The organism is Egicoccus sp. AB-alg6-2 (assembly GCF_041821025.1).
Lineage (GTDB): Bacteria > Actinomycetota > Nitriliruptoria > Nitriliruptorales > Nitriliruptoraceae > Egicoccus.
In genome coordinates this window covers 1-1,087 of record NZ_JBGUAY010000020.1, presented here as the reverse complement: position 1 = coordinate 1,087, position 1,087 = coordinate 1, and the positions used below count along the sequence as shown (strand labels likewise).

Below are 1,087 nucleotides of genomic sequence, written 5' to 3'. Positions count from 1 at the left end.
ACTGACTGGTCATCCTTGTAGAGCCGGCGGATGATGCCGGTCGTGTTCCCGGGCCACTTGTGTCACCGCCAAGGCGTCTCACCCGTCGAGGGTCAGCCTGAGTTCTGCGGGGCCGGGTGGTCCGGGACGCGCGAGACCGGCGACAGGGCTGTGCGCCGTGGAGCGCCGATCAGTCAGCCTCCGGCTGCGCGTCCCGAACCGGGAGCACTCGTCACTGCTAGCACCAGTGAGAGGCTCCAAGATGAAGGATGACATTGAGGACGTCCCCGCGCCTACGGGCGCGATCGACTGGGCGAGTGAGAAGCATGTCGGTGCGGTCGTGGATCACACCGGTCGGCTGGTCGCCCGCTTCGAGTTTGCCCACACGGCGGCTGGATTGGCGTCGATGCTGCGTCGGTTCGTGCAGCACGGTGTAGGCAGGGTCGCGATCGAACGGCCCGACGGGCCTGTGGTCGACACACTGCTCGAGGGTGGGATCACCGTGTTCGTGATCCACCCGCGACAGTTGAAAAACCTGCGTGGCCGCTACGGCAACGCCGGGAACAAAGACGACGCGTTGGACGCGTTCGTCCTCGCCGACGTGCTCCGCACCGACCTGCTGCGCCTGCAGCCGCTCGAGCGCGACACCGACGCGACCCTGGCGCTGCGGGCTTTGACGCGAGCACGCAAGGACCTTGTCGAGGCACGAATCGCGTTGACGAACCAGCTACTCGCCAACCTTCAACTCGTCCTGCCTGGCGCGGTCGGGCTGTTCTCGCGGCTGGACTCACCGATCTCGCTGGCGTGGCTTCGTCGGTTCACCACCCAGCAGCAGGCCGACTGGCTCTCACCCAAGCGTTTCGACGCGTGGCTGCGCGGGCAGGGCTACTGCGGCCACAAGACCGGCAGCGAGCTGCACCAACGGCTCGTCGACGCACCCCGCGGGCTCGGCGGCAACGAAGCCGACGCCCGAGCGGTCGTGACCCTGGCCCTGGTCGAATCGATCGAACAGCTCAACGGCCGCATCGACAACCTCGAACGTCAGATCCGGAAGTCGCTCGAACTGCACCCCGACGCCCACATCTTCACATCGTTGCCGAAGGCCGGA

The 1,087-nt window shown here is 66.8% G+C and carries 1 protein-coding gene; it reads left to right on the top strand.

The window, feature by feature from the left end:
- Positions 1 to 241 precede the first annotated feature (241 nt).
- On the top strand, positions 242 to 1,087 hold an 846-nt coding region (locus tag ACERMF_RS17715), incomplete at its 3' end, for an IS110 family transposase (protein WP_373670478.1).